Origin of the sequence: Mycobacterium sp. SA01, assembly GCF_041287105.1 — a bacterium.
In the GTDB taxonomy this organism is placed as follows: domain Bacteria; phylum Actinomycetota; class Actinomycetes; order Mycobacteriales; family Mycobacteriaceae; genus Mycobacterium.
On the sequence record NZ_JBGGNO010000020.1, the window covers coordinates 683,122 to 707,686 of the forward strand.

General features: G+C 67.1%; 29 protein-coding genes. 23 read left to right on the forward strand and 6 right to left on the reverse strand.

Annotated elements, in window-relative coordinates; all coding sequences use genetic code 11:
- The first annotated feature begins 13 nt into the window (after nt 1-13).
- The 7 genes from mftA (at nt 14) to mftG (ending at nt 6,515) form a co-directional block, all read left to right on the forward strand.
- Nucleotides 14-109: a mycofactocin precursor MftA gene (mftA, locus tag AB4879_RS22465; RefSeq protein ID WP_102807121.1), complete on the forward strand. Its 96-nt coding sequence runs from the start codon at nt 14-16 to the stop codon at nt 107-109.
- A 2-nt stretch (nt 110-111) separates the two neighbouring features.
- Nucleotides 112-426: a mycofactocin biosynthesis chaperone MftB gene (gene mftB, locus AB4879_RS22470; protein ID WP_370509344.1), complete on the forward strand. Its 315-nt coding sequence runs from the start codon at nt 112-114 to the stop codon at nt 424-426.
- Nucleotides 423-1,592: a mycofactocin radical SAM maturase gene (gene mftC, locus AB4879_RS22475; RefSeq protein ID WP_370509345.1), complete on the forward strand. Its 1,170-nt coding sequence runs from the start codon at nt 423-425 to the stop codon at nt 1,590-1,592. Before mftB ends, mftC begins: the two co-directional genes overlap by 4 nt.
- Nucleotides 1,593-1,595: 3 nt before the next feature.
- Complete coding sequence (gene mftD / locus AB4879_RS22480; RefSeq protein ID WP_370509346.1) at nt 1,596-2,789, forward strand: pre-mycofactocin synthase MftD; 1,194 nt, start codon at nt 1,596-1,598, stop codon at nt 2,787-2,789.
- Nucleotides 2,790-2,915: 126 nt separating this feature from the next.
- Complete coding sequence (gene mftE / locus AB4879_RS22485) at nt 2,916-3,659, forward strand: mycofactocin biosynthesis peptidyl-dipeptidase MftE (protein WP_370509347.1); 744 nt, start codon at nt 2,916-2,918, stop codon at nt 3,657-3,659.
- Complete coding sequence (mftF, locus tag AB4879_RS22490; protein WP_370509348.1) at nt 3,656-5,068, forward strand: mycofactocin biosynthesis glycosyltransferase MftF; 1,413 nt, start codon at nt 3,656-3,658, stop codon at nt 5,066-5,068. The genes mftE and mftF overlap by 4 nt, the downstream gene beginning before the upstream one ends.
- A gap of 4 nt (nt 5,069-5,072) precedes the next feature.
- Entirely contained in the window at nt 5,073-6,515 is a 1,443-nt protein-coding gene (mftG, locus tag AB4879_RS22495) for a mycofactocin system GMC family oxidoreductase MftG (RefSeq protein ID WP_370509349.1), read from the forward strand.
- Here mftG and AB4879_RS22500 read toward each other — a convergent pair.
- A complete protein-coding gene (locus tag AB4879_RS22500) occupies nt 6,426-8,072 on the reverse strand; it encodes an MFS transporter (RefSeq protein WP_370509350.1) in 1,647 nt (548 codons plus the stop codon). The two genes, mftG and AB4879_RS22500, sit on opposite strands and share 90 nt — an antisense overlap.
- A 94-nt stretch (nt 8,073-8,166) precedes the next feature.
- Between AB4879_RS22500 and AB4879_RS22505 the strand changes: the two genes are divergently transcribed.
- Nucleotides 8,167-8,817, forward strand: a complete 651-nt coding sequence (locus AB4879_RS22505; protein WP_102807126.1) for a TetR/AcrR family transcriptional regulator — start codon at nt 8,167-8,169, stop codon at nt 8,815-8,817.
- Here AB4879_RS22505 and AB4879_RS22510 read toward each other — a convergent pair.
- Nucleotides 8,783-10,033, reverse strand: coding sequence for a cytochrome P450 (locus tag AB4879_RS22510; protein WP_370509351.1), 1,251 nt, complete (start codon nt 10,031-10,033; stop codon nt 8,783-8,785). The two genes, AB4879_RS22505 and AB4879_RS22510, sit on opposite strands and share 35 nt — an antisense overlap.
- Nucleotides 10,034-10,224: 191 nt before the next feature.
- On the opposite strand from AB4879_RS22510, the gene AB4879_RS22515 reads away from it, so the two are divergent.
- A complete protein-coding gene (locus tag AB4879_RS22515) occupies nt 10,225-11,796 on the forward strand; it encodes a carboxylesterase/lipase family protein (RefSeq protein ID WP_370509352.1) in 1,572 nt (523 codons plus the stop codon).
- On the opposite strand, the gene AB4879_RS22520 is transcribed toward AB4879_RS22515, so the two are convergent.
- Genes AB4879_RS22520 through AB4879_RS22535 form a run of 4 tightly spaced genes read right to left on the reverse strand, consistent with a single transcriptional unit; the run spans nt 11,793 to nt 14,717 of the window.
- Nucleotides 11,793-12,407, reverse strand: coding sequence for a TetR family transcriptional regulator (locus AB4879_RS22520; protein ID WP_370509353.1), 615 nt, complete (start codon nt 12,405-12,407; stop codon nt 11,793-11,795). The two genes, AB4879_RS22515 and AB4879_RS22520, sit on opposite strands and share 4 nt — an antisense overlap.
- Nucleotides 12,404-13,189 (reverse strand): SDR family NAD(P)-dependent oxidoreductase, encoded by a 786-nt coding sequence (locus AB4879_RS22525; RefSeq protein WP_102807130.1) that lies wholly within the window; start codon nt 13,187-13,189, stop codon nt 12,404-12,406. The genes AB4879_RS22520 and AB4879_RS22525 overlap by 4 nt, the downstream gene beginning before the upstream one ends.
- Nucleotides 13,176-13,643, reverse strand: coding sequence for a VOC family protein (locus AB4879_RS22530; RefSeq protein ID WP_370509354.1), 468 nt, complete (start codon nt 13,641-13,643; stop codon nt 13,176-13,178). The genes AB4879_RS22525 and AB4879_RS22530 overlap by 14 nt, the downstream gene beginning before the upstream one ends.
- 3 nt (nt 13,644-13,646) lie before the next feature.
- Complete coding sequence (locus AB4879_RS22535) at nt 13,647-14,717, reverse strand: dihydrodipicolinate reductase (RefSeq protein WP_370509355.1); 1,071 nt, start codon at nt 14,715-14,717, stop codon at nt 13,647-13,649.
- 108 nt (nt 14,718-14,825) lie between these two features.
- Here AB4879_RS22535 and AB4879_RS22540 point away from each other — a divergent pair, with 108 nt between their 5' ends.
- The 14 genes from AB4879_RS22540 (at nt 14,826) to AB4879_RS22605 (ending at nt 24,564) form a co-directional block, all read left to right on the forward strand.
- Complete coding sequence (locus AB4879_RS22540) at nt 14,826-15,509, forward strand: hypothetical protein (RefSeq protein ID WP_370509356.1); 684 nt, start codon at nt 14,826-14,828, stop codon at nt 15,507-15,509.
- 444 nt (nt 15,510-15,953) lie between these two features.
- On the forward strand, nt 15,954-16,259 hold the full coding sequence (rpsJ, locus tag AB4879_RS22545; RefSeq protein WP_003883485.1) for a 30S ribosomal protein S10: 306 nt from the start codon (nt 15,954-15,956) through the stop codon (nt 16,257-16,259).
- A 19-nt stretch (nt 16,260-16,278) separates the two neighbouring features.
- Nucleotides 16,279-16,932: a 50S ribosomal protein L3 gene (gene rplC / locus AB4879_RS22550; protein WP_036343506.1), complete on the forward strand. Its 654-nt coding sequence runs from the start codon at nt 16,279-16,281 to the stop codon at nt 16,930-16,932.
- On the forward strand, nt 16,929-17,585 hold the full coding sequence (rplD, locus tag AB4879_RS22555) for a 50S ribosomal protein L4 (RefSeq protein WP_370509357.1): 657 nt from the start codon (nt 16,929-16,931) through the stop codon (nt 17,583-17,585). The genes rplC and rplD overlap by 4 nt, the downstream gene beginning before the upstream one ends.
- Complete coding sequence (gene rplW, locus AB4879_RS22560; RefSeq protein WP_036343508.1) at nt 17,585-17,887, forward strand: 50S ribosomal protein L23; 303 nt, start codon at nt 17,585-17,587, stop codon at nt 17,885-17,887. The genes rplD and rplW overlap by 1 nt, the downstream gene beginning before the upstream one ends.
- A 40-nt stretch (nt 17,888-17,927) precedes the next feature.
- Nucleotides 17,928-18,764, forward strand: a complete 837-nt coding sequence (rplB, locus tag AB4879_RS22565) for a 50S ribosomal protein L2 (RefSeq protein WP_036343509.1) — start codon at nt 17,928-17,930, stop codon at nt 18,762-18,764.
- Nucleotides 18,765-18,779: 15 nt separating this feature from the next.
- On the forward strand, nt 18,780-19,061 hold the full coding sequence (gene rpsS, locus AB4879_RS22570; RefSeq protein WP_003892827.1) for a 30S ribosomal protein S19: 282 nt from the start codon (nt 18,780-18,782) through the stop codon (nt 19,059-19,061).
- Complete coding sequence (gene rplV, locus AB4879_RS22575; RefSeq protein WP_102807134.1) at nt 19,058-19,564, forward strand: 50S ribosomal protein L22; 507 nt, start codon at nt 19,058-19,060, stop codon at nt 19,562-19,564. Before rpsS ends, rplV begins: the two co-directional genes overlap by 4 nt.
- Nucleotides 19,564-20,406, forward strand: coding sequence for a 30S ribosomal protein S3 (gene rpsC / locus AB4879_RS22580; RefSeq protein ID WP_102807135.1), 843 nt, complete (start codon nt 19,564-19,566; stop codon nt 20,404-20,406). The genes rplV and rpsC overlap by 1 nt, the downstream gene beginning before the upstream one ends.
- A gap of 3 nt (nt 20,407-20,409) precedes the next feature.
- Nucleotides 20,410-20,826, forward strand: a complete 417-nt coding sequence (rplP, locus tag AB4879_RS22585) for a 50S ribosomal protein L16 (protein ID WP_036343514.1) — start codon at nt 20,410-20,412, stop codon at nt 20,824-20,826.
- Nucleotides 20,826-21,059 (forward strand): 50S ribosomal protein L29, encoded by a 234-nt coding sequence (gene rpmC / locus AB4879_RS22590; protein WP_036343516.1) that lies wholly within the window; start codon nt 20,826-20,828, stop codon nt 21,057-21,059. The genes rplP and rpmC overlap by 1 nt, the downstream gene beginning before the upstream one ends.
- Complete coding sequence (gene rpsQ, locus AB4879_RS22595) at nt 21,059-21,355, forward strand: 30S ribosomal protein S17 (RefSeq protein ID WP_036343518.1); 297 nt, start codon at nt 21,059-21,061, stop codon at nt 21,353-21,355. The genes rpmC and rpsQ overlap by 1 nt, the downstream gene beginning before the upstream one ends.
- A gap of 131 nt (nt 21,356-21,486) precedes the next feature.
- Complete coding sequence (locus AB4879_RS22600) at nt 21,487-23,838, forward strand: sulfatase-like hydrolase/transferase (RefSeq protein WP_370509358.1); 2,352 nt, start codon at nt 21,487-21,489, stop codon at nt 23,836-23,838.
- 21 nt (nt 23,839-23,859) lie between these two features.
- Nucleotides 23,860-24,564 carry a hypothetical protein gene (locus tag AB4879_RS22605; RefSeq protein ID WP_370509359.1) on the forward strand — a complete coding sequence of 235 codons (705 nt, stop codon included), beginning with the start codon at nt 23,860-23,862 and terminating at the stop codon, nt 24,562-24,564.
- Nucleotide 24,565 lies beyond the last annotated feature (1 nt).

Below are 24,565 nucleotides of genomic sequence, written 5' to 3' on the forward strand. Positions count from 1 at the left end.
AAGGGTGCTTTTCATGGAGCCGAGCCAAGCAACCGAGAACGAAACCGAACTGGTGACCGAGACGCTGGTCGAAGAAGTCTCCATCGACGGGATGTGCGGGGTCTACTGACCGTGCCCGCCCACGCTGTGGGCGATCCGGCTGTGGCCGGGTCGGCCTTCGACCCGGCACTCAGCTGGCGCCTGCATCCGCAGGTGGCCGTGCGCCCGGAACCCTTCGGCGCACTGCTGTACCACTTCGGTACCCGGAAGCTGTCGTTCCTGAAGAACCGCACCATCTTGGCCGTCGTGAATTCGCTGCCTGAGCACCCCGACGTGCGCTCCGCCTTGAGAGCCGCGGGGGTGGACGAGTCCGACGAGGCGCCGTACCTGCATGCGTTGAGCGTGCTGGTGACCTCGAACATGTTGACCTGCAAGGATTCCCAATGACTTCGGTAGCACCGGTACCCCGGCTGATCGAGCAGTTCGAGCGCGGTCTCGACGCCCCGATCTGCCTGACCTGGGAGCTGACCTACGCCTGCAACCTGGCGTGTGTGCACTGCCTGTCGTCGTCCGGCAAGCGCGACCCCCGCGAACTGTCCACTCGCCAATGCATGGACATCATCGACGAGCTCGAGCGCATGCAGGTCTTCTACGTCAACATCGGTGGCGGCGAACCCACTGTGCGCCCGGACTTCTGGGAGCTGGTGGACTACGCCACCGAGCACCACGTCGGGGTCAAGTTCTCCACCAACGGCGTGCGCATCACCCCCGAGGTGGCCGCGCGATTGGCCGCGAGCGACTACGTCGACGTGCAGATCTCGCTCGACGGCGCCACCGCGGACGTCAACGACGCCGTGCGCGGACCCGGCTCGTTCGAGATGGCCACCCGGGCGCTGGAGAACCTGGCCGCCGCCGGGTTCACCGACGCCAAGATCTCCGTGGTGGTCACCCGCCACAACGTCGACCAGCTCGATGAATTCAAAGCTCTCGCCGACCGCTACGGCGCCACCCTGCGCATCACGCGGCTGCGCCCTTCCGGGCGCGGTGCCGACGTGTGGGACGAACTGCACCCCACCCCCGACCAGCAGGTGACGCTCTACAACTGGTTGGTCGCCAAGGGCGAGGGCGTGCTGACCGGTGATTCGTTCTTCCACCTGTCCGGCCTCGGCGCACCCGGTGCGCTGTCAGGTTTGAACATGTGCGGCGCGGGCCGGGTGGTCTGCCTGATCGACCCGGTCGGCGATGTCTACGCCTGCCCGTTCGCGATCCACGACCGCTTCCTTGCCGGAAACGTGGTGCGCGATAACGGTTTCGACAACGTGTGGAAGAACGCCCCGCTGTTCCGCGAACTGCGCGAGCCGCAGTCGGCCGGTGCCTGCGGCAGCTGCGGGCACTACGACGCGTGCCGGGGCGGCTGCATGGCCGCGAAGTTCTTCACCGGGCTGCCGCTGGACGGTCCCGACCCGGAGTGCGTCGAGGGCTACGGGGTGCCCGCCCTGGCGACCGAGCGGGACAAGCCCCGCCCCAGTGCCGACCACTCCCGGGGCAAACCGATCCTGCTGACCCTGTCCACCCGGCCGCCGGCCAAGCCCTGCAACGAAAGTCCGATCTGAGTCATGGCACGCGACACCTGGTTCGAAACCGTCGCCATCGCGCAGCAGCGCGCCAAGAAGCGTCTCCCCAAGTCTGCGTACGGCGCACTCATCGGTGGCAGTGAGAAGGGCCTCACGGTCAACGGTAACAACGAGGCCTTCAACGAGCTCGGCTTCGCCCCGCATGTCATCGGCGCCCTCGAAAAGCGGGACATGGCAACGACGGTGATGGGCCAAGAGGTCTCGGTGCCCGTGCTGATCTCACCGACCGGGGTGCAGGCGGTGCACCCTGACGGGGAGGTGGCCGTCGCCCGCGCCGCCGCGGCCCGCGGCACCGCGATGGGCCTGTCGTCGTTTGCCAGCAAGCCCATTGAAGAGGTCGTCGCGGCGAACCCGAAGACGTTCTTCCAGATCTACTGGCTGGGCGACCGGGATGCCATCGCCGCCCGCGCCGAGCGCGCCCGGGCCGCCGGGGCGGTCGGGCTCATCGTGACCACCGACTGGAGCTTCAGCCACGGCCGGGACTGGGGCAGCCCCAAGATCCCGGAAAAGATGGACCTCAAGACCATGATCAAGATGAGTCCCGAGGTTCTGACCAAGCCGAGCTGGTTCTACCAGTGGGCCAAGACTCTGCGCCCGCCCACCCTGTCGGTGCCGAACCAGGCAGGCCGGGGCGAGGCCGGTCCGGCGTTCTTCGACGCCTACGGCCAGTGGATGGGCACGCCCCCGCCGACCTGGGACGACATCGCCTGGCTGCGTGAGCTGTGGGGCGGGCCGTTCATGCTCAAGGGCGTCATGCGGATCGATGACGCCAAACGCGCTGTGGACGCTGGCGTTTCGGCGATCTCGGTGTCCAACCACGGTGGCAACAACCTGGACGGCACGCCGGCGTCGATCCGGGCGCTGCCAGCGATCGCGGACGCGGTCGGCGACCAGGTCGAGGTGCTGCTGGACGGCGGTGTCCGCCGGGGCAGCGACGTCGTCAAGGCGTTGGCGCTGGGCGCCCGCGCGGTCATGATCGGCCGTGCCTACCTGTGGGGTCTGGCCGCCAACGGTCAGGCGGGTGTGGAGAACGTCCTCGACATCCTGACCGGTGGCATCGACTCGGCTCTGCGAGGGCTGGGGAAGGCGTCGGTTCACGACCTGACGGCCGAGGACATCTTGGTGCCGGACGGCTTCGTCCGGGCGCTCGGAGTGCCCGGCGGCGGGACGCACTGAACCCGCCATAACCCAGCCTCTGGTGCTGGCGTGACTGACGGGACGACGGTGACGGCTCCGGATGGGCGCCACCGTCCCGATTGCGAAAGAAATCCGTCTTCTCCTCGAACAATTGGCGCACAGCAGGTGAATTCGGCCTACCATCGGCGCGTGGCTTTCCGGAGCGAGCTGGGCAACTCGACATCGAGTCAGCTTCGCGATACCTCGCCAACGATCTTGATCCCGGTCGGTTCGACCGAGCAGCACGGCCCGCACCTGCCGCTGGACACCGACACCCGCATCGCCGCCGCGGTGGCCCGGGCCGCCACCGAGCACCTCAACGGTTCCGATCATGATCAGTTTCTGCTCGCGCCCGCGATCGCCTACGGTGCGTCCGGCGAGCACGAGGGCTTTGCCGGGACGGTGTCGATCGGCACCGCGGCGCTGACGACCGTGCTGGTCGAGTACGGCCGTTCGGCGTGTGGCTGGGCGCGACGGGTGGTCTTCGTCAACGGTCACGGCGGCAATGTGGAAGCCATGCGCTCGGCGGTGCGTCTATTGCGCGCCGAGGGCCGCGACGCCGCCTGGTGCGCGTGTGTCGCCGAGGGCGGAGATGCCCACGCCGGTCATACGGAAACGTCTGTATTGCTACATATTTCGCCGGCGGACGTCCGTACCGACGCCTGGTGTAGCGGGAACCGGGCCCCACTGGCTACCCTTTTGCCGCAGATGCGTCTCGGGGGGGTGGCCGCGGTGAGTGAGGTGGGGGTGCTCGGTGACCCGACGACGGCGACTCCGGTCGACGGTGAGCGCATCTTCACGCAGATGGTCGCCGATTGTTCGCAACGCGTCGGCCGGTGGCGACCGGCCGCCGACGGGATGTTGATATGACCCAGCCGCGGTTGCCCGACGGCTTCGCGGTACAGGTCGATCGTCGGGTGCGCACACTCGCCGAGGGCTCGGCCCTGCTCGGGGGTTCTCCGACCCGGTTACTGCGCCTGGCGCCGGCGGCCCAGACCTTGCTGGACGGCGGCCGCCTCGAGGTGCGCGATGCGGTGAGCGCTCAGTTGGCCCGCACCCTGCTGGACGCCACCGTCGCCCACCCCCGCCCCGCGGGCGGTCCGTCGCATCGTGATGTCACCGTGGTGATTCCGGTGCGTAACAATCCCTTTGGGCTTTATCGGTTGATCATGTCCCTGCGTGGTATGCGGGTGGTGGTCGTTGACGACGGATCTGAGATGCCGGTTCAGGCCGACGATTTCGCCGGTGCTCGGTGCGACGTCGAGGTGATACGGCACGCTCGCAGCAAGGGTCCGGCGGCGGCCCGTAACACCGGGCTTACCTCTTGCGCAACAGATTTCGTCGCCTTCCTGGACTCCGACGTCGTACCGCGGCGCGGCTGGCTCGAGGCGCTGCTGGGTCATTTCTGCGACCCTGCGGTGGCGCTGGTGGCCCCGCGCATCGTCGGGCTCGGACACAGCGATCAACTGGTCGCCCGCTACGAGGCGGTGCGGTCGTCACTGGACCTCGGTGAGCGTGAGGCTCCGGTGATGCCCTACGGCCGGGTGTCCTATGTTCCCAGCGCGGCGATCATCTGTCGGCGTTCGGCGCTGGTGGAGGTCGGGGGTTTCGACGAGACCCTGCCGTCGGGTGAAGATGTCGACCTGTGCTGGCGGTTGATCGAGTCGGGCTCTCGGCTGCGCTACGAGCCGATCGCGCTGGTCGCCCACGAGCACCGCACTCAGATGCGAGAGTGGCTGGGCCGGAAGGCGTTTTATGGCAGCTCGGCGGCTCCGTTGTCGATCCGGCACCCGGACAAGATGGCCCCGGTGGTGATTTCGGCATGGAGCCTGCTGGTGTGGTTGCTGATGACCATGGGCTCGGTGAGCGGTTACCTGGCCTCGCTGGTGTTCGCCGGGGTGACCACCCGCCGCACGGCCAAGGCCATGCAGAACACCGACGCGGGCATGTCCGACGTGGTGGTCCTGGCTCTTCGCGGTATCGGCGCCGCGGCACTGCAGCTGTCGGCGGCCATCTGCCGGCACTACTGGCCGCTGGCGTTGGTGGCGGCCCTGCTCTCCCGGCGGTGCAGGCAGGCGATCCTGGTGGCCGCGGTCCTCGACGGGGTGCAGGACTGGATCACCCGCAATCGCAGCACCGATGTCGAGGGCAAGCCGATCGGCCTGTTCGCCTACCTGCTGCTCAAGCGCCTCGACGATCTGGCCTACGGCGCCGGGCTGTGGACGGGTGTCATCCGCGAGCGCACGTTGCGGCCGCTGAAGCCGCAGATCAAAACCTGACTTGGTGACCGACCACAGCACCCGCAGCGACGTCCTGATCGTCGGTGCCGGAAGCGCCGGATCCGTGCTGGCCGAGCGCCTCTCGGCTGATCCGACGTGCCGGGTGACCGTTGTCGAAGCCGGCCCCGGCCCGGACGAACCGGGTGTCCGGGACCTCACCCGTAACGGCTTGCAGCTGCCGATCGGCGCGGCGAGTCCGCTGGCCCAGCGCTATCGCACCCGCCTCACCGACGATCCGGCCCGAGACGCCGACATCGTCCGCGGTGTGACGGTGGGCGGCTCCGGTGCGGTCAACGGCGGTTACTTCTGCCGGGCGCTGCCCGCCGACTTCGACGGGCCTGCCCTGCCGGGCTGGTCGTGGAGCGAGGTGATACCCCACTACCGGGCCATCCAGACCGATCTGGATTTCCCCGACCGCGCCGACGGTGGCCCCATCGCCATCCGGCGTACCAACGAACTCGTCGGCAGCACAGCAGCTTTCGTCGACGCCGCGCGCGCCGCCGGACTGCGCTGGTTGCCCGACCTCAACGCCGAGCCCATCGGGGAGAACTCGCCCCCCGGCATCGGGGCCGTGCCGCTGAACATCGTCGACGGTGTGCGCGGCGGCCCCGGCGCGGCCTTCCTGGAGCCGGCCGCCGCGCGCCCGAACCTGACCGTGCTGCCGCGGACCCGGGTCCTGCGCGTCCGGCTCTCCGGTGGCCGCGCCGTGGGCGTCGAGATCGTCGGTCCGGGCGGGCCGGGTGTGGTGGAGGCCGACCGGGTGGTGCTCTCGGCCGGCGCCATCTCCTCCGCGCAACTGCTCATGCTCTCGGGCATCGGACCCGCCGCGACCCTGCGCCGGCTCGGCATTGCGGTATCGGCCGACCTTCCCGTGGGGCAGCGGACCTGGGACCACCCGGAGTGGGTGCTCCCGACAACGTGGACCGTCGCCCCGCAGCGGCCGGTGCTCGAAGTGGTGCTGGTGATCGATGGCATCGAGATCCGGCCGTACACAGGTGGTTTCATCGCCATGGTCGGCGACGGCACCGCCGGCCGTCCGGATTGGCCCCATCTCGGGGTGGCGCTGATGACCCCTCGGGCCGCTGGGCGCGTCTCGCTGCAGTCCGCCGACCCCATGGTCGCCCCGTCGATACAGCACCATTACGACAGCGCGGGCGAGGATACCGCCGCATTACGGCGTGGCTGCGAGTACGCCACCGAGGTACTCGGAACCACAACGCAGCTCGGAGAGCCGATGTGGTCGACCTCCCAGCATCTCTGCGGCACGGCGCCGATGGGTCTCGATCCCGATGAGCACGCCGTCGTCGATCCGCGGTGCCGGGTGAAGGGGATCGATCGTCTCTGGGTGGTGGACGGCTCAGTGCTGCCCCGCATCACCAGCCGCGGCCCCCACGCGACGATCGCGATGATCGGCCACCGTGCCGCCGAATTCGTCTCGGCGGGTTAACTTTCGGACCAGCCGCAGTTGGCGACCGTCACGGCCGGGAGCCCACAGCCCGATCAGCACCGCGGCGAGCGCGACGAGAATCGCGAGCACCACGATCGAGCTCTGCATTGCGTGCAGGAATGCCGACTTGCTGATGTCGGCCACCTGAGCGCCGGCCGGCCCCAGCCGGCTGGACACGGCCAGCGCCTCGGCCAGCGACCCACCGGCGGCTTGACGAACCGGCGGCGGGAATGCTGCGAGTTGGTCGCCGAGGCGATGGGTGTATTGGCCGGCCAGCACCGAACCCGCCAGAGCGATGCCGAGCGCGGCGCCGACTTCGCGGACGGTGTCGTTGACCGCCGACGCCACACCCTGCTTGTCGTCGGGTGCGGCGTTCATGATGGCCGAGGTGGTCGGCGCGGTGCACAATCCGACCCCGGTGGCCAGTACCAGCAGCGGCCAGGCCAGGCTGAGGTAGGACGAGTCCACCCGCAGGGTGAGCAGACAGACGAATCCGGCTGTCAGGAAGAGCGATCCGGTGAAGACGACCATGCGCAACCCCAGCCGCGGCAGATACCACGATGAGGTCACGGACAGCACGGCCAGCGGGAGTACCAGCGGCGTCAACGCCAGCGCGGTTTGCAACGCCGAGTACCCCAAAATCAGCTGCGTGTACTGCATGACCAGGAACATGAATCCGAAGTTGGCCAGGAACAGCACTGCGATCGCCGCCGCGCCGGTGGCGAAATCGGCTCGCCGGAACAGGGATACGTCGAGCAGCGGATGCGTGCGATGGACCTCGAGTACGCCGAATGCCACCGCCAGCGCCAGCCCCGCAGCCAGGCAGCAGATCACCAGCGGATCCGACCAGCCCCGTTGGGGCGCCTCCACGATGCCGAACACCAGTACCGCGACGGCGCCTGCGATGAGTACTGCACCGGGCCAGTCGAGCGGGGGAGTGGTCGCGTCGCGGGAATCGCTGACCGTCCAGGTCAGCGCGAACAACAGCACACCTGCGCCGGCCAACGCCCAGAAGATCGACTGCCACGGCCAAAAGCGGAGCAGCACACCGGAACCCAGCATTCCAAGGATCGCGCCGCTGCCGGCCACCGCCGCCCAGATCCCGACTGCCTTCGTGCGTTCCGACTTCGGATAGACCACCGTCAGAAGGGAGAGGGTGGCCGGCATGACGAACGCGGCCCCCGCTCCGGCGACCGCTCGGGCGGTGATGATCTGAATCGGTGTATCGAGGAAGATCGGCGCCAGCGATGCCATCGTGAAAATGGCCAGCCCGATCAGCAGCGCGCCGCGGCGGCCGTAGCGGTCGCCGATGGCCCCGGCCGGAAGTAGCAGGCAGGCCAGCACGAGGGTGTAGCTGTCCACGACCCAGGTCAGCTGGGACTGGTTGGCCGACGTCGAGACGGCGATGTCGCCCAGTGCGGTGTTGAGGGCGATCATCGAGGAGATCACCAGCGCCACGCCCAGGCAGGCGACGGTCAATGTCCACGTTCGCTGCAGAGTCGAGACGTCCCGGAGTCGGGTGTCGGTACCCTTGTCGGGCCGGATCAAGGTGTCCACACGGGAGCCTTCCTTCGGTCGCAGTCCAACTATGGGACTATCCGTCTCAAAAATATTCAAACGTGCTGACCGGGCACCGGGGAGGATTCCACTCATGGCGAGCCGACGCAGCGACCCCAGACCTGCGCGTTCGCGCGCGCGGTTACTGGACGCCGCAACGGCATTGCTGCGCGCCGGCGGCCCCAACGCGGTCACGGTCGATGCCGTAACCCGCGGCGCCAACGTCGCGCGGGCGACTCTGTACCGGCATTTCCCCAGCGGGAACGACCTGCTGGCTGCCGCGTTCCACAGCCTGATTCCGCCCGCCCCGATGCCGCCGGAGACCGGGACGTTGCGGGAGCGCCTGCTGGCGCTGTTGCAGGCGCAGGCCGACCTCATTTCGGAAACCCCGGCCCTGCTGTCAGCGACCTACTGGCTGGCGCTGGGTCCGGACATGGAACACATGCCCGGCAAGACCGGGGACGCGGACAGCCCGGAGGTTCGCACGCTGCGCGAGCGGGTCGCTCAGCAGTACGGCGCTCCATTCGACGCGATCTTCGACAGTCCCGATGCCCGGCGTGAACTCGGCGAGGTCGACCGCGCGCAGGCCATCATGCTGTTGATCGGCCCGCTGGTTGCCGGTCGGATCAGTACGCTCGCCGACTTCGACTACCGCGAGTGCGCACGCGCCGCGGTGGACGGCTTTCTGGCCGTCCACCGGGTCAGCGAAATCACCTCAGCGAGTAGCGAATCGGCAGGCGTTTGAGGCCGCCGACGAAGGTGGTGGCCATGAGTTCCGGCTCGCCGGCGAGTTCGATGGAGTTGATGCGCGGGACGAGTTCGGTAAAGAAGCTGTTCATTTCCATGCGGGCCAGCGCTGCGCCCAGGCAGAAGTGCACGCCGTAGCCGAAGGACAGGTGCTTGTTGGGGTCGCGGCCGACGTCGAAGCGCATCGGGTCGGCGAAGACCTCTTCGTCACGGTTGGCCGAGACGTAGGACAGCAGCACGGCTTCGCCCTTGGCGATGGGGACCCCGCGGACCTCGGTGTCGGCTTGGGCGGTGCGCATGAACTCCTTGACCGGCACGATGCAGCGGATCATCTCCTCGACCGCGGTGCCCATCAGGGACGGATCGTTCTGCAACCGCTGTAGCTCACCCGGGTTGCGGATGAGTTCCAGTAGCCCGCCGGCGATTCCGGCACTGGTGGTGTCGTGGCCGGCGCTGGCGACGATGACGTAGTAGGAGGCGGTGTCCATGTCGGACAACGGTTCTCCGTTGATCGTGGCGTTCGCGATCGCCGAGCTGAGGTCCTCGGTCGGGTGCTCCCGGCGCGAGGCGGTCAGCGCGTTGAAGTAGTTGAAGAAGTCCAGCAGCACCGCGAGCATGTCGTCGGTCTTGCCGCCGCGCTGGAACTCTTCGTCATCGCCGCCGAACATCTCCTGGGTGAGCTTGAGCATCCGCGGGAAATCCGACTCCGGCAGGCCCAGCAGCGACAGGATGATGTAGAGCGGAAAGTTGACGGCGATCTCCTGCACGAAGTCGAGCTCCGGCCCCTGCTCGAGCATCTTGTCGACGTAGATCTTGGCCAGTTCGTCGCAGCGGGTCTTCAACGCGCGCATGGCTTTCGGGCGGAACCAGTCGGCGCCGATCTTGCGCAGGTCGCGGTGCAGCGGGTCATCCATGTGAATCAGCGTGCGCAGACCGATCCCGGCTTCCATCTGCGCGCGCAACACGTCGTCGGCTTCGGCGATCGCCAGCAGGGGCCGCGGATCGTTGGTGAACAAGTCGTTCTGCCGTTCGATGTCCATGATGTCGGCGTGCTTGGTGATCGCCCAGAACGGCCGGTATCCGTCGGCCTCGACCCACGATACGGGGGCATGTGCACGCAGGTGAGCAAGCGATTCATGCATCCGCTTCTCATCGGTGTAGCCCAGCGGACTGGCCAGAACCCGGGCCGCTTTGTCCATGATCCGTGGGGTCATCGGGTCTCCTTGCTCAACTCTTACCAGAAACTTGACGGGTGTCAGGTTCCTAGTTTGGCGTCGATTCTGCCAGGTCGCAGGCAAATCGCGGGAATTGCCAGGTCATGGCTCGAGCGGGCCGCCGCGTAGGCTCGATTCTCGTGCCACACCAATCGAGGAGCCGACGAGTACAGCGCGCAATCGTGCTGCTCATGGCCTTGGTCGTGGCCGCGTGCGCGCGGAACAGCGCTGAGCCGCAACGTCAGGTCGCCGCGGCCGCCGAGCCGGGGCCGGCGGTGGTGCAGACCGCGGCCGGTGCGCTGCGCGGCGTGGTGGCGCCGGGTTACCGGGTCTTCACCGGCATTCCCTACGCGGCCGCACCGGTGGGGCCGCTGCGCTGGCAACCGCCGCAGCCGGCGGCGCCGTGGCCCGGCGTGCGTGATGCCACCAAGCCCGGCGTGCGGTGCATCCAGGACACCACGTATGACCCCGACTACGGGCGGCCCACCGGCGAGGACTGCTTGAACCTCAACGTCTGGACCCCGGATGGTGCGAGCCGCTCCCATCAGAAGCCGGTGATGGTGTGGATTCATGGTGGTGGCTTCCTCAACGGCAGTGCCGATATCTACGACGCGCGATGGATGGCCACCCAGGGCGACATCGTCGTCGTCACCGTCAACTACCGGCTGGGAACCCTAGGGTTCCTGGCGGATCCCGCGTTGAGCCCGGACGGCGATGTTGGCAACTACGGCCTGGCCGATCAACAGGCCGCGCTGCGGTGGGTTCGCGACAATGTCGCCGAATTCGGTGGTGATCCGACCAAAGTCACGATCGCCGGTGAATCGGCAGGTGCGATGTCGGTGTGCGATCACCTGGTCGCGCCCGAGTCGGCAGGCTTGTTCCGCGCCGCGATCCTGCAGAGCGGACCCTGCCAGGCGCAGGCCGATCGGCCCACCGCGCAACGGGTCAGTGCCGAGTACGCGTCCGCGGCGGGGTGCACCGATCCGGCCGCGGTGGCGGCGTGCTTGCGAGCGCTGCCGACCGAGGCCCTGCAACGCGCCCCGCTCTATGTCGGATTCGGCCCCGACAAGCTGACCGGTCCGGTCACCGGTACCGACCGGTTACCGGTTGACCCGATGACCGCGTTCGCGTCGGATCGGGTGCCCCGGACGCCGGTGCTCGTCGGCAGCAACGGTGACGAGTTCGCGATGTTCGCCGCAATTCAATATCTCAAGGATCGACAGTTGCCGCCTTACCCGCAATTGATGGCGAAGACGTTCGGGGCGGACGCCGCCGCGGTCGCCGAGCGCTATCCGCTGGAACGGTACGCGGGCAGTGTGGGCCTGGCGTACTCCGCCGCGGTCACCGACAGTGTATTCGCTTGTCCCGCAGACCGAATCGCGTCGAGTCTAGCGCGCACCGGGCCGGTGTACGCCTACGAGTTCAACGACCGCACGGCCCCGGCGCCCGACCCGCTGCGCGCGGCTCCGTTCCCGGTGGGGGCCAGTCACTCGCTGGAGTTGCGGTACCTGTTCGACGTCGGCGGCGCCCGGCCTCTGGACCCGGCGCAACGCATGTTGTCCGACCAGATGGTCGCCTACTGGAGCCAGTTCGTGAAGACCGGCACTCCTGAGGTGTCGGGGTTGCAGGAGTGGCCGGAGTTCGGCTCCGACGAGGCCACCGGCAAGCGAATATCGCTGCAGACCGGGGAATTGACGGTCACCACTGACTTCAGTTCGCGGCACCAGTGCCCGTTCTGGACCAGCCGCAGCGGTGCGCGCTAGCCGCTCCAGCGCGGGTGGGCCACCACGGCCAGTGCTTCGGCTACGTCGGCCGCCAGTGGCCGACGCCGGTCTCCGTGATTCCTCACCCACTGCTGAAAGGCGAAATCTGCTGCTGCGAAGGATAATTGGACCAGCAGCCCGGGGCGCAAATCTTGACTCGGGTCGACGGCCATACGCGCAGCCACGAGCTGAATCATCTGTTCGCGGTCTGCGGTGGACAGCAGCGTCGCCCGGTCGAGCAATTCGGGTGCGGTCAGGATCGCCGCGCGCCAGTTCTCCAGATCGACATCCTCGAAGGACCCGACGCGGCTGACGATCGCGGCGGCCAGGGCGACGTCGGGTGCCTCGTCGGGCGGTCGACGCACCAGCAGCGACGCGATCGCGGCGTTGCCCCGCTGGACGGCCCCGAGCAGCAGATCCTCCTTGGTCGCGACGTGGCGGAAGAATGTTCGCGGCGACACCGATGCTTCGGCGGCGATGTCGTCGGTGGTGACGTTGCCGAATCCCCGTGCGGCGAAAAGGCGGTAGGCCGCGGCGTGGATATCGGCGCGCACCTGTGCCCGTTGCCGGTCCCGCAGGGTCGGCGGCCGCTCCGCGGGCGGGCTGCTCACCGGTAGGTTCCCATCCCGCCGTCGATGTTGATGGTCTGGGCGGTCATGTACGAGGCGTCACGGCTGATCAGGAAGGCCACCACCGCGCCGATGTCGGTGTGGGTGTCGCCGATGCGGCGCAGCGGGACGCCTTTGACGATCTTGTTGTAGATGTCGGGGTGTGCGTCGCTCCATCCCGCGACGCCGTCGGAGTTGGCGAATGGGCACACCACGTTGACCCGGATGTTGTCGACACCCCATTCCAGCGCAGCGACTTTCGACATACCGCGAATCGCCTCCTTGGCTCCGGCGTAGGCCCCGAACGACTTCTGTCCGCCGGTGCCGCTGCCGGAGCCGAAGTTCACGATGGACCCGCCGCCGGCGGCTTTCAGGATCGGGTAGGCGGCCTGCATGAGGAAGAAGGTGGCCCGCGGACCGATGTCGAAGACGAGGTCGTAGTCCGCCATGGTGATGTCGGTGAACGGCTTGGGTTCATCGGTGGCGATCGCGTTGTTGATCAAAGCGTCTATTCCACCGAACGATTCGACCGCGACGTCGATGATGTGCTGATAACTGGAGTGGTCGCACAGGTCGGCGACCAGCGGGACGGCGTGCTGGTCATCGCGCAGGGCACCGGCGACCCCGATCACGCCCGGGTCACGGTCGACCAGCAGCACCGAGGCGCCGCGTTCGAGTAGCGCCGCGCTGATTCCGCGGCCGACTCCCCGGGCCGCCCCCGTGACGATCACCCGGTGGCCGCTCAGCGATCCGGGATGCCAGTAGGTCGCCTCAGGGGACACCACGATGTAACTCCTCCGATGTGCGTGCAGTACCTGGGAACTCGATGAATTCCACCGCTGTTCCGTCGGGATCCTTGACGAAGAACATTCGAACTCCGGCGATGTCGAACGGTGTCTGATCCGGCGTGAAGCCCGCCGCCTGCACCTGCCGGTAGGTGTCGTCGAGGTCGGTGACCGACAGCGAGATGTTCTGGTTGCCGACGAACGACCGCTTCGCCGGGCGGCTCGCAGTACCCAATGACAGCAGCTCGACTGTCACTCCGCCGATCACGCCGCCTACCACCCGGCCCTGGTTCCCGTCGCCGCCGCCCAGCGCGTGGTCGAACGGCTCGCCGGCCATGGTCTGGTCGAACAGCACATCCATGCCGAGCAGCCCCCGGTAGAACACCAGCGCCCGGTCCATGTCGGTGACTCCGACCACCAGGTGTGAAAACCTAAGATCCCGAAGGCTTTCCACTCGTCACCTGGCCAGGTGCGGTGCGGCCCGGCCGGCGATCAGCGGCAGGTCGAGATACGTCTTGATGCCGGGGGCGGCTTCGCAGACATAGGGGATGGCGCTGATGCAGTGGTTGGCGGTGGCCACCACGCCCGGATTGCGCTTGAGGCCCTCCTCGACCGTTTCCGGTTGCAGTCCTTTGAAAGTCAGCGACACATCGCAGTCGCCGGTGACCTCCACCTCGAAGCGTTCACCCTTCTCGCCGAGCGTCCACGGGGGGTCGAGTTCCACGTCGCACATCAGCCAGTTCACCGCGGCCGTGACGACCGGCTCGTCGTCGACGATGGCCTGCCACTTGAAGCGCCGGGCGGCCACGGTGCCCGCCTCCATCGGAACCACCAGCTGGTCGGTCCCGTGGACGGCGACGGCGACCTCCTGGGTGGAGCGGATCCGCGGATCGGACCGGAACCCCAACTGGTCGGCGACCATGCGCACCGACTGTTTGAAGCCTGCTTCCAGAAGCGCGGCAATGGGTCCGCTCATCGCCTGTTCCGGTGTCAGGCCGAACCCCATCACCTCCCGTACCACCAGCGGTGCGTTGTAGGTGCGGATGTCGGAGAACTCCTCGGCCCGGACATGGGTGATGGCAGCAGTGAGGGCGGAGATCATCAACGGGAAGCGTTCGGTGATGCCGCCGGGGTGGATACCCGACCCGTGCAATGTCGCGTTGCCTGCGGTGCACGCCTCCTCGAGCGCCTGCACGGCGGGATTCTCCCGGTCCGGGTAGACCCACCCGACGGGGGTCACCACGTTCTTGCCGGAGCGCAGGATCTTGGCGACCACCGAATCGTCGGGCAGCAGGGGGGAGTACATGACGCAGTCGGCATCCATCGCCAGCAGTTCGTCGATGTCGGTCGTGGCGGCCACCCCGATCGGGGCTTCGCCGATCACCTCGCCGACGTCGCGGCCGTGCTTGTCGGTGCTGTGGACCCAGCAGCCGACGAGTTCGAGTTCGGGGTGGCGCAGCACGCCCTGGATTGCCGCCTTGCCCACACCGCCGGTTGCCCACTGAATGACGCGATACATAAGCGGCATCGTATGTCGATATGGCAGTAACTGTCACGTATTTCAGTGTGAAACCGGGCCGACGGCCCATCGGTCGGACGTATCGTCCGGCAAGGGACCTAGCTATCGGGGGCGGCGATGGACAACTCTCGTTTGGATCGCACCGGCGGCGGCGCCGGCATCGCATTTGTCATCGCGACCGTGGTGGCCGCGCTGCTGACCGGCCAACCACCCGGACCTGAGGCCAGCAACCAGGCCGTCCAACGATTCTTCATCGACCACCACAGTCAGGTGGTGCTGCAGGGGTGGTTGTACGCACTGGCAACCGGGTTGGTGATCTGGTTCGCGGTCGCGGTCCGGCGGCTGCTTCACACCGCGCCGGGCGGTCGTCACCTCGGCGATCTGTTCTTCGTCGGCACGGTGGCCGTCGCCGCGTTGTCGTTCGTCTCGATGTCGATCCGGATCGTCGCGGCGGGGGCGGCGCACGAGCTGTCGGCCTCCGCGGTGCGCGCGGTGGGAGCAGACTTCAGTCTGGTCTTGTTGGCGCTGTGCGGGTTCATCGTCGCTCTCGCGGCGACCGGCTATGCGGGCTGCGTGTTCTCGCAAGCCGTTTTGCCACGGTGGACCGGGTGGCTGGCCCTCATCGCTGCGGTGGTCAATCTGGTGGGGACGTTGAGCGTGTTCGTCGACGGTGGCCCGTTCTCCATCGAAGGCGGCTGGGGGACGTTGCTGCCCGTCGCCGCCACCGGGGTGTGGTACCTCGGCACCTCGGTCAGTTTGTTCCGGGCCCACCGGACCGCCACCCCTTACCCGGCCGGGTAAGAGCGCGCGGCAATAATTGCCCGGTACGCGGCTGCGGTCCGGGTCGGCCGGCGGTGTCGCGCGACATGTCCAAACCGACCCGCTACCAGGGTTCGGGCGGATTTAGCTGGGGCTCCGGCCGAATTTGGTTGGTGCCGCGATCTAGGGCATACTGTTCGGGTTGCCTTGAGCCGGGTTCGCCTCTCATGTGGGAGCGTCCGCCCAAGGTGTACGACCGGCGCCCGAACGGGCGCGTCCGGTCCCCATCTCGGAGTGCGGCAGATTTGTCCGTGCGTTGAGACTGCGTGAGGGCGACACACCCGACCGCGGGGGTCGGAGCACCAGAGACAGGTAAAGAGCGGCGGCGACAGCCAGCGCTGTAACTGTCCGGCCATGGCCGGCGGGAACGGCGCATGACCACCGTGTCCCTCCATGGGACCAAGCAGGAGTGAAGGTAGGAGAAGCGTGGCGGGACAAAAGATCCGCATCAGGCTCAAGGCCTACGACCACGAGGCCATTGATGCCTCGGCGCGCAAGATCGTGGAGACGGTCACCCGTACTGGTGCGAGCGTGGTTGGTCCGGTGCCGCTGCCGACGGAAAAGAATGTGTACTGCGTCATCCGCTCCCCGCATAAGTACAAGGACTCGCGGGAGCACTTCGAGATGCGCACGCACAAGCGACTCATCGACATCCTCGACCCGACGCCGAAGACCGTTGACGCTCTCATGCGCATCGATCTGCCGGCCAGCGTCGACGTGAACATCCAGTAGTAGGGGAGTCGACGAACAAATGGCACGAAAAGGCATTTTGGGCACCAAGCTGGGCATGACCCAGGTGTTCGATGAAAACAACCGGGTCGTCCCCGTCACGGTCGTCAAGGCCGGACCCAATGTGGTGACCCGCATCCGCACGCCCGAGCGTGACGGCTACAGCGCTGTGCAGCTCGCCTATGGCGAGATCAGCCCCCGCAAGGTCAACAAGCCGGTCACCGGTCAGTACGCCGCCGCCGGGGTCAACCCGCGCCGGCACCTGGCCGAGCTGCGCCTCGATGACGAGGCTGCTGCCGCCGACTACGAGGTCGGACAGGAGCTGACGGCGGAGATCTTCGCCGACGGCGCCTACGTCGACGTCACCGGGACCTCCAAGGGCAAGGGCTTCGCCGGCACCATGAAGCGTCACGGCTTCAAGGGCCAGGGCGCCAGCCACGGTGCGCAGGCCGTGCACCGCCGGCCGGGCTCGATTGGTGGCTGCGCCACCCCGGGTCGCGTCTTCAAGGGCACCCGGATGTCCGGCCGCATGGGTAGCGATCGCGTCACCACGCAGAACCTGTTGGTGCACAAGGTCGATGCCGAAAACGGCGTGCTGCTGATCAAAGGTGCGGTCCCCGGCGTCAACGGCGGGCTCGTGATGGTTCGCACGGCAGTCAAACGAGGTGAGAAGTGACTCTGAAGGTTGACGTTCGCACTCCGGGCGGCAAGACGGACGGCACGGTTGAACTACCGGCTGACCTCTTTGACGTCGAACCCAACATCGCGTTGATGCATCAGGTGGTGACCGCGCAGCTGGCTGCCAAGCGGCAGGGCACGCACGCCACCAAGACTCGCGCTCAGGTTTCCGGCGGCGGCAAGAAGCCGTACCGGCAGAAGGGCACCGGTCGCGCCCGGCAGGGTTCGACCCGCGCGCCGCAGTTCACCGGTGGTGGCGTCGTGCACGGCCCGCAGCCCCGCGACTACAGCGAGCGGACCCCGAAGAAGATGATCCGCGCCGCACTGCGCAGCGCGCTGTCGGACCGGGCCCGCAACGAGCGGATCCACGCGATCACCGAGGTGCTCGAGGGACAGACCCCGTCGACCAAGAGCGCCAAGGCGTTCCTGGCCTCGCTGACCGACCGCCGCAAGGTGCTGATCGTCATCGGCCGCACCGACGAGATCGGCGCGAAGAGTGTGCGCAACCTGCCCGGTGTGCATGTGATCTCGCCGGACCAGTTGAACACCTACGACGTGCTCAACGCTGACGACGTGGTGTTCTCGGTCGAGGCCCTGAACGCCTACATCAGCGCTAATACAAAGGACGAAAAAGAAGGAGTGTCGGTCTAATGGCAACCATCACCGACCCCCGCGACATCATCCTGGCGCCGGTCATCTCGGAGAAGTCCTACGGATTGATCGAGGACAACGTCTACACGTTCGTCGTCGCTCCCGGCTCGAACAAGACGCAGATCAAGATCGCCATCGAGAAGATCTTCAAGGTGAAGGTCGACTCGGTGAACACGCTGAACCGGCAGGGCAAGCGCAAGCGCACCCGCACCGGCTACGGACAGCGCAAGGGCACCAAGCGCGCGATCGTGACCCTGGCCCCCGGCAGCAAGCCGATCGACCTATTCGGAGCTCCCGCCTGACCCGGCGGGAACGACTGCAGATAGAACTCAGGAATAGATAATGGGAATTCGCAAGTACAAGCCGACGACCCCCGGTCGCCGCGGTGCCAGCGTCTCCGATTTCTCCGAGATCACTCGCTCGACTCCGGAGAAGTCGCTGATCCGCCCGCTGCACAGCACTGGCGGTCGTAACGCCCACGGCCGAATCACCACCCGCCACAAGGGCGGCGGGCACAAGCGTGCCTACCGGGTGATCGACTTCCGGCGTAACGACAAGGATGGCGTCAACGCCAAGGTCGCTCACATCGAGTACGACCCCAACCGCACCGCGAACATCGCGCTGCTGCACTACCTGGACGGCGAGAAGCGCTACATCATTGCGCCGCAGGGTCTTTCGCAGGGTGACATCGTGGAGTCGGGCGCCAACGCCGACATCAAGCCCGGCAACAACCTGCCGCTGCGCAACATCCCCGCCGGTACCGTGATCCACGCTGTGGAGCTGCGTCCCGGTGGCGGTGCCAAGCTGGCCCGTTCGGCCGGCTCGAGCATCCAGCTGCTGGGCAAGGAAGGCGCCTACGCCTCCCTGCGTATGCCGTCGGGTGAGATCCGCCGCGTCGACGTGCGCTGCCGCGCCACCGTCGGCGAGGTCGGCAACGCCGAGCAGGCCAACATCAACTGGGGCAAGGCCGGCCGCATGCGGTGGAAGGGCAAGCGCCCCACCGTCCGTGGCGTGGTGATGAACCCGGTCGACCACCCGCACGGTGGTGGCGAGGGCAAGACCTCAGGTGGTCGCCACCCGGTCAGCCCGTGGGGTAAGCCCGAAGGCCGCACCCGCAAGCCCAACAAGCCGAGCGACAAGCTCATCGTCCGACGCCGGCGCACCGGCAAGAAGCGCTAGGCAGGAGATTAAGACATGCCACGCAGCCTGAAGAAGGGTCCGTTCGTCGACGACCATCTGCTCAAGAAGGTCGACGTCCAGAACGAGAAGAACACCAAGCAGGTCATCAAGACCTGGTCGCGTCGTTCGACCATCATCCCCGACTTCATCGGTCACACCTTCGCCGTCCACGACGGTCGCAAGCATGTGCCGGTGTTCGTCACCGAGGCGATGGTCGGCCACAAGCTGGGCGAGTTCGCACCGACGCGCACGTTCAAAGGTCACATCAAGGACGACCGGAAGAGTAAGCGGCGATGACGACTGCAACCACCGAATACCCGTCTGCGACGGCCAAAGCGCGCCACATCGGGATCTCGGCGAGTAAAGCTCGCCGGGTGATCAACCTGGTCCGCGGCAAGAGTGTCGAGGAAGCTCTCGACATCCTTCGCTGGGCGCCGCAGCAGGCCAGCGAGCCGGTCGCCAAGGTGATCGCCAGCGCTGCCGCCAACGCGCAGAACAACGACGGTCTGGACCCGGCGACCCTGGTCGTCGCGACCATCACCGCCGACGAGGGCCCGACCGCCAAGCGCATCCGGCCACGCGCGCAGGGTCGCGCGTACCGAATCCGCAAGCGCACCAGCCACATCACGGTGATCGTCGAGAGCCGTCCGGAGCGCAAGGAGCGCTCTGCGACGTCTGCTCGCTCGCGTCGTGCTCAGGCAAGCAAGGCGGCCGCGACGGCGCCGGCCAAGAAGGCTCCTGCCAAGAAGGCTCCGGCTGCCAAGAAGACGGCCGAACAGACGAAGGAGGGCTCGGAGTAGTGGGCCAGAAAATCAACCCCCACGGCTTCCGGCTCGGTATCACCACCGACTGGAAGTCCCGGTGGTACGCCGACAAGCAGTACGCGGATTACGTCAAGGAAGACGTGGCGATCCGCCGGCTGCTGGCCACCGGTCTCGAGCGCGCCGGCATCGCCGACGTGGAGATCGAACGCACCCGTGACCGGGTCCGCGTTGATATCCACACCGCGCGTCCGGGCATCGTGATCGGCCGTCGTGGCACCGAGGCCGACCGCATCCGCGCCGACCTGGAGAAGCTGACCGGCAAGCAGGTTCAGCTCAACATCCTCGAGGTGAAGAACCCGGAGTCGGTGGCGCAGTTGGTCGCCCAGGGTGTCGCCGAGCAGCTGAGCAACCGTGTGGCGTTCCGCCGCGCGATGCGCAAGGCCATCCAGTCGGCCATGCGGCAGCCCAACGTCAAGGGCATCCGCGTGCAGTGCTCGGGCCGTCTCGGCGGCGCCGAGATGAGCCGTTCGGAGTTCTACCGCGAAGGCCGGGTGCCGCTGCACACGCTGCGCGCCGACATCGATTACGGGCTGTACGAGGCCAAGACCACGTTCGGCCGTATCGGCGTGAAGGTGTGGATCTACAAGGGCGACATCGTCGGTGGCAAGCGTGAGCTCGCCGCCGCCGCGCCCGCCGCCGACCGTCCGCGCCGTGAGCGTCCGTCGGGCACCCGCCCGCGCCGCAGCGGTGCTTCGGGCACCACCGCGACGAGCACCGAAGCCGGTCGTGCCGCGAGTGAAGAGACCGCGGAATCTGCGGTTCCCGTCACTGCGGAGGCGCCGGCCGTCGAGCCCGCCGCTGAAAACACGGAGAGCTAACTCATGCTGATTCCCCGTAAAGTCAAGCACCGCAAGCAGCACCACCCCAGGCAGCGTGGTATCGCCAGCGGTGGAACGTCGGTGTCGTTCGGTGACTATGGCATCCAGGCACTGGAGCACGCCTACATCACCAACCGGCAGATCGAGTCCGCTCGTATCGCCATCAACCGGCACATCAAGCGTGGCGGCAAGGTGTGGATCAACATCTTCCCGGACCGCCCGCTGACCAAGAAGCCCGCCGAAACCCGCATGGGTTCGGGCAAGGGTTCGCCCGAGTGGTGGGTGGCCAACGTCAAGCCGGGTCGCGTGCTGTTCGAACTGAGCTACCCCAATGAGCAGATCGCGCGCGAAGCACTGACCCGCGCGATCCACAAGCTGCCGATCAAGGCACGCATCGTGACACGAGAGGAGCAGTTCTGATGGCTGTTGGCATCAGCGCCGGCGAACTGCGTGAGCTCACCGAAGAAGAGCTGACCGACAAGCTGCGGGAATCCAAGGAAGAGCTGTTCAACCTGCGCTTCCAGATGGCCACCGGGCAGCTGGACAACAATCGCCGGCTCCGCACCGTGCGTCAGGAGATTGCGCGCATCTACACCGTGCTGCGCGAACGTGAACTGGGTCTGGCCGCCGGACCCGCTGGTGAGGAATCGTAATGGCAGAAACAAAGGGCACCAAGCACACTGAGCGCACCGAGGAGTCGCGCGGCCGCCGCAAGACGGTCATCGGCTACGTGGTCAGTGACAAGATGCAGAAGACGATCGTCGTCGAGCTGGAATCCCGCAAGAGCCACCCGCTCTACGGCAAGATCATCCGGACCACGACGAAGGTCAAGGCGCACGACGAGAACGGCGACGCCGGTATCGGCGACCGCGTCTCCCTGATGGAGACCCGCCCGTTGTCGGCGACCAAGCGCTGGCGCCTGGTCGAGGTCCTCGAGCGCGCCAAGTAATTTCTCTGCGCGAGCAGACGTAGAAGCCCCCGCACGCCCGGCGTGTCGGGGGCCTTTGCGTCTGGTGGCCTTCATGCCAGACTCGTGTCTGCTTGGCATCCCACGGCAGCCTCGAGAAATGGGGAACGCGTATGACCACGGAGTTCAACGGCAAGATCGAACTGGATATCCGCGATTCCGAGGCGGACTGGGGCCCGTACGCGGCGCCCACCGCGCCCGACAACGCGCCCAACGTGCTCTACCTGGTGTGGGATGACATCGGCATTGCGACCTGGGACTGCTTCGGCGGACTGGTGTCCATGCCGGCGATGTCGCGGATCGCCGAGCGCGGTGTTCGGCTCTCGCAGTTCCACACCACGGCACTGTGTTCCCCGACTCGGGCGTCGCTGCTGACCGGCCGGAACTCGACCACCGTCGGGATGGCGACCGTCGAGGAGTTCACCGACGGTTTCCCCGGCATCAACGGCCGGATTCCCGATGACACCGCATTGATCTCGGAGGTGTTGGCCGAGCGCGGCTACAACACGTACTGCGTGGGCAAGTGGCACCTCACGCCGATCGAGGAGTCCAGCCTCGCGGCCACTCGCAGGCATTGGCCGTTGTCGCGCGGCTTCGAGCGGTTCTACGGCTTCATGGGCGGTGAGACCGATCAGTGGTACCCCGAGCTGATGTACGACAGCCACCCGGTGGAGGCGCCTGCCACCCCCGAGGAGGGCTACCACCTCTCGAAAGACCTGGCGGACAAGACAATCGAGTTCATCCGCGACTCCACGATGATCGCTCCCGACAAGCCGTGGTTCACCTATCTGTGCCCGGGGGCCGGGCACGCACCGCACCACGTGTTCTCCGAATGGGCCGACCGTTACGCCGGAACGTTCGACATGGGTTACGAGCGGTACCGCGAGATCGTGCTGGAGAACCAGAAGAAGCTCGGCATCGTGCCCCCGGAGACCGAACTGTCCGCGGTGAATCCGTACAACGACGTGACCGGACCCGACGGCCAGCCGTGGCCGGAGGGGGACACCGTGCGTCCGTGGGAATCGCTGTCCGACGAGGAGAAGCGGCTGTTCTCCCGGATGGCCGAAGTCTTCGCCGGCTTCCTGTCCTATACGGATGCCCAGATCGGCCGAATCCTGGACTATCTGGACGAATCCGGCCAACTGGACAACACGATCATCGTGGTGATCTCCGACAACGGCGCCAGCGGCGAGGGCGGCCCCAACGGGTCGGTCAACGAAGGCAAGTTCTTCAACGGATACATCGACACCGTCGAAGAGAGCATGCGGTTCTTCGACGAACTGGGCGGTCCCACCACCTACGGCCATTACCCGATCGGGTGGGCGATGGCGTTCAACACGCCCTACAAGCTGTACAAGCGCTACGCGTCGCATGAAGGTGGCATCGCTGACACCGCAATCATCTCCTGGCCCAACGGAATTGCCGCGCACGGTGAAGTTCGGGACCACTACGTCAACGTCAGTGACATAACGCCGACCATCTATGAGTTGCTCGGCATCGACGTTCCGGAGACCGTGAAGGGAATTGCCCAGAAGCCGCTCGACGGAGTGAGTTTCAAAGCAGCGCTGGCGGATTCGACGGCGGAGAGCGGCAAGGAGACCCAGTTCTACACGATGCTGGGCACGCGGGGCATCTGGCACAAGGGATGGTTCGCCAGCGCGGTGCACCCCGCTTCGCCGTCCGGTTGGTCGCATTTCGAGGACGATCGCTGGGAGCTGTACCACATCGAGAACGACCGCAGCCAATGTCACGACCTCGCGGCCGAACACCCCGAGAAGCTCGCGGAGTTGCAGAAGCTGTGGTTCAGCGAGGCGGAGAAATACAACGGCTTGCCGCTGTCCGACCTCAACGTGGGGGAGATGCTCGGCCGCTGGCGGCCCACCCTGGCCGGTGACCGACCGCGCTACATCTACTACCCGAACACCGCGCCGGTCGGGATGGGCGCCTGCGTCAACATCGTCGGCCGCTCGTTCTCGGTGCTGGCCGAAGTGAACATCAGCAGCCCCGACGTGCGCGGGGTGATGTTCAAGCAGGGGGCCGGCCACGGTGGCTACGTCTTGTTCGTCGACGACGGACGCTTGCAGTTCGTCTACAACTTCTTCGGGGAAGACGAACAACGGGTGATCGCCCCGGACCCGCTGCCCCTCGGGGACCACATCCTGGGGGTGGGTTACGCCCGGACCGGCACGGTCGACGGCAGCCACACCCCGGTCGGCGACGCCACGCTGTATGTCGACGGGGCCGCGGTGGCCACGCTGGCCGGTGTGAAAGCCCACCCGTTCACGTTCGGGTTGGCCGGTGGCGGGGTCAGCGTCGGCCGGAATCTCGGGCAGGCGGTCTCGGCCGCCTACCAGGCACCTTTCAGCTTCACCGGAGGAACCATCGCGCAGGTTGTGGTCGACGTGTCGGGCGCTCCGTACGTCGACGCGGAGCGCGAGCTCGCGGCGGCCTTCGCCAGGGACTGAGCGCCGCGTCATACTGGAGCTGTGACTCGGCTGGTGTGTGCCGCTGCGGCGGTGATGGTGCTGGCCGTTCCAGGCGTTGCCGCCTGTGCGCGAAACAGCGACGGGACCCCGGTCCGTGCCGAGGCGTCCACCTCCGCCGGCAGCGTCGCACCCACGTCGGCGGCGCCGTCGACCCGGGAGACCGACGAGCCCGAGTCGTCGCAACCAGGCGTACTGGAGACCACCAAGGTGCCGGTCCCGCCGAACGCCGTCGTGTGTAAGCAGGACCAGCAGGGGCAGACGGCGGTGGCCGCCGTCGCAGACCCGGCCGCGCCCAAGATCACCATTCGGGTGCCGCCCGGATGGTCGGTGACCCCCGGCGCCGGTGACGTCGGTGCGTCGCTGTCCGGGCCGGACGACATGGTCGCCAAGGTGACCATCGAGGCCACCCCGCTGGAGGCGGCCGCCGCTTTCGCCCGATACGGCGACGACGTGATGGCCAAGTATCCGATCAGCACGCTGAGCCTGTTGCCCGGCGACTTCTGCGGATTCAGCGGGCAGAAACTGATCGGCACCTGGGCCCAGGATCCTGACGAGTCGCTGGAGTACCACGACCGCATCGCTCACATCTGGACCAACACCGGCAACTACCTGGTCGCCGTGCACGTGGAGGCGCCGGCGGGGGCCCCCGATTTCGACGAGGCCGCCTCGGTGCTGACCGACAAGTTCAGCATCGTCATACCCTGAA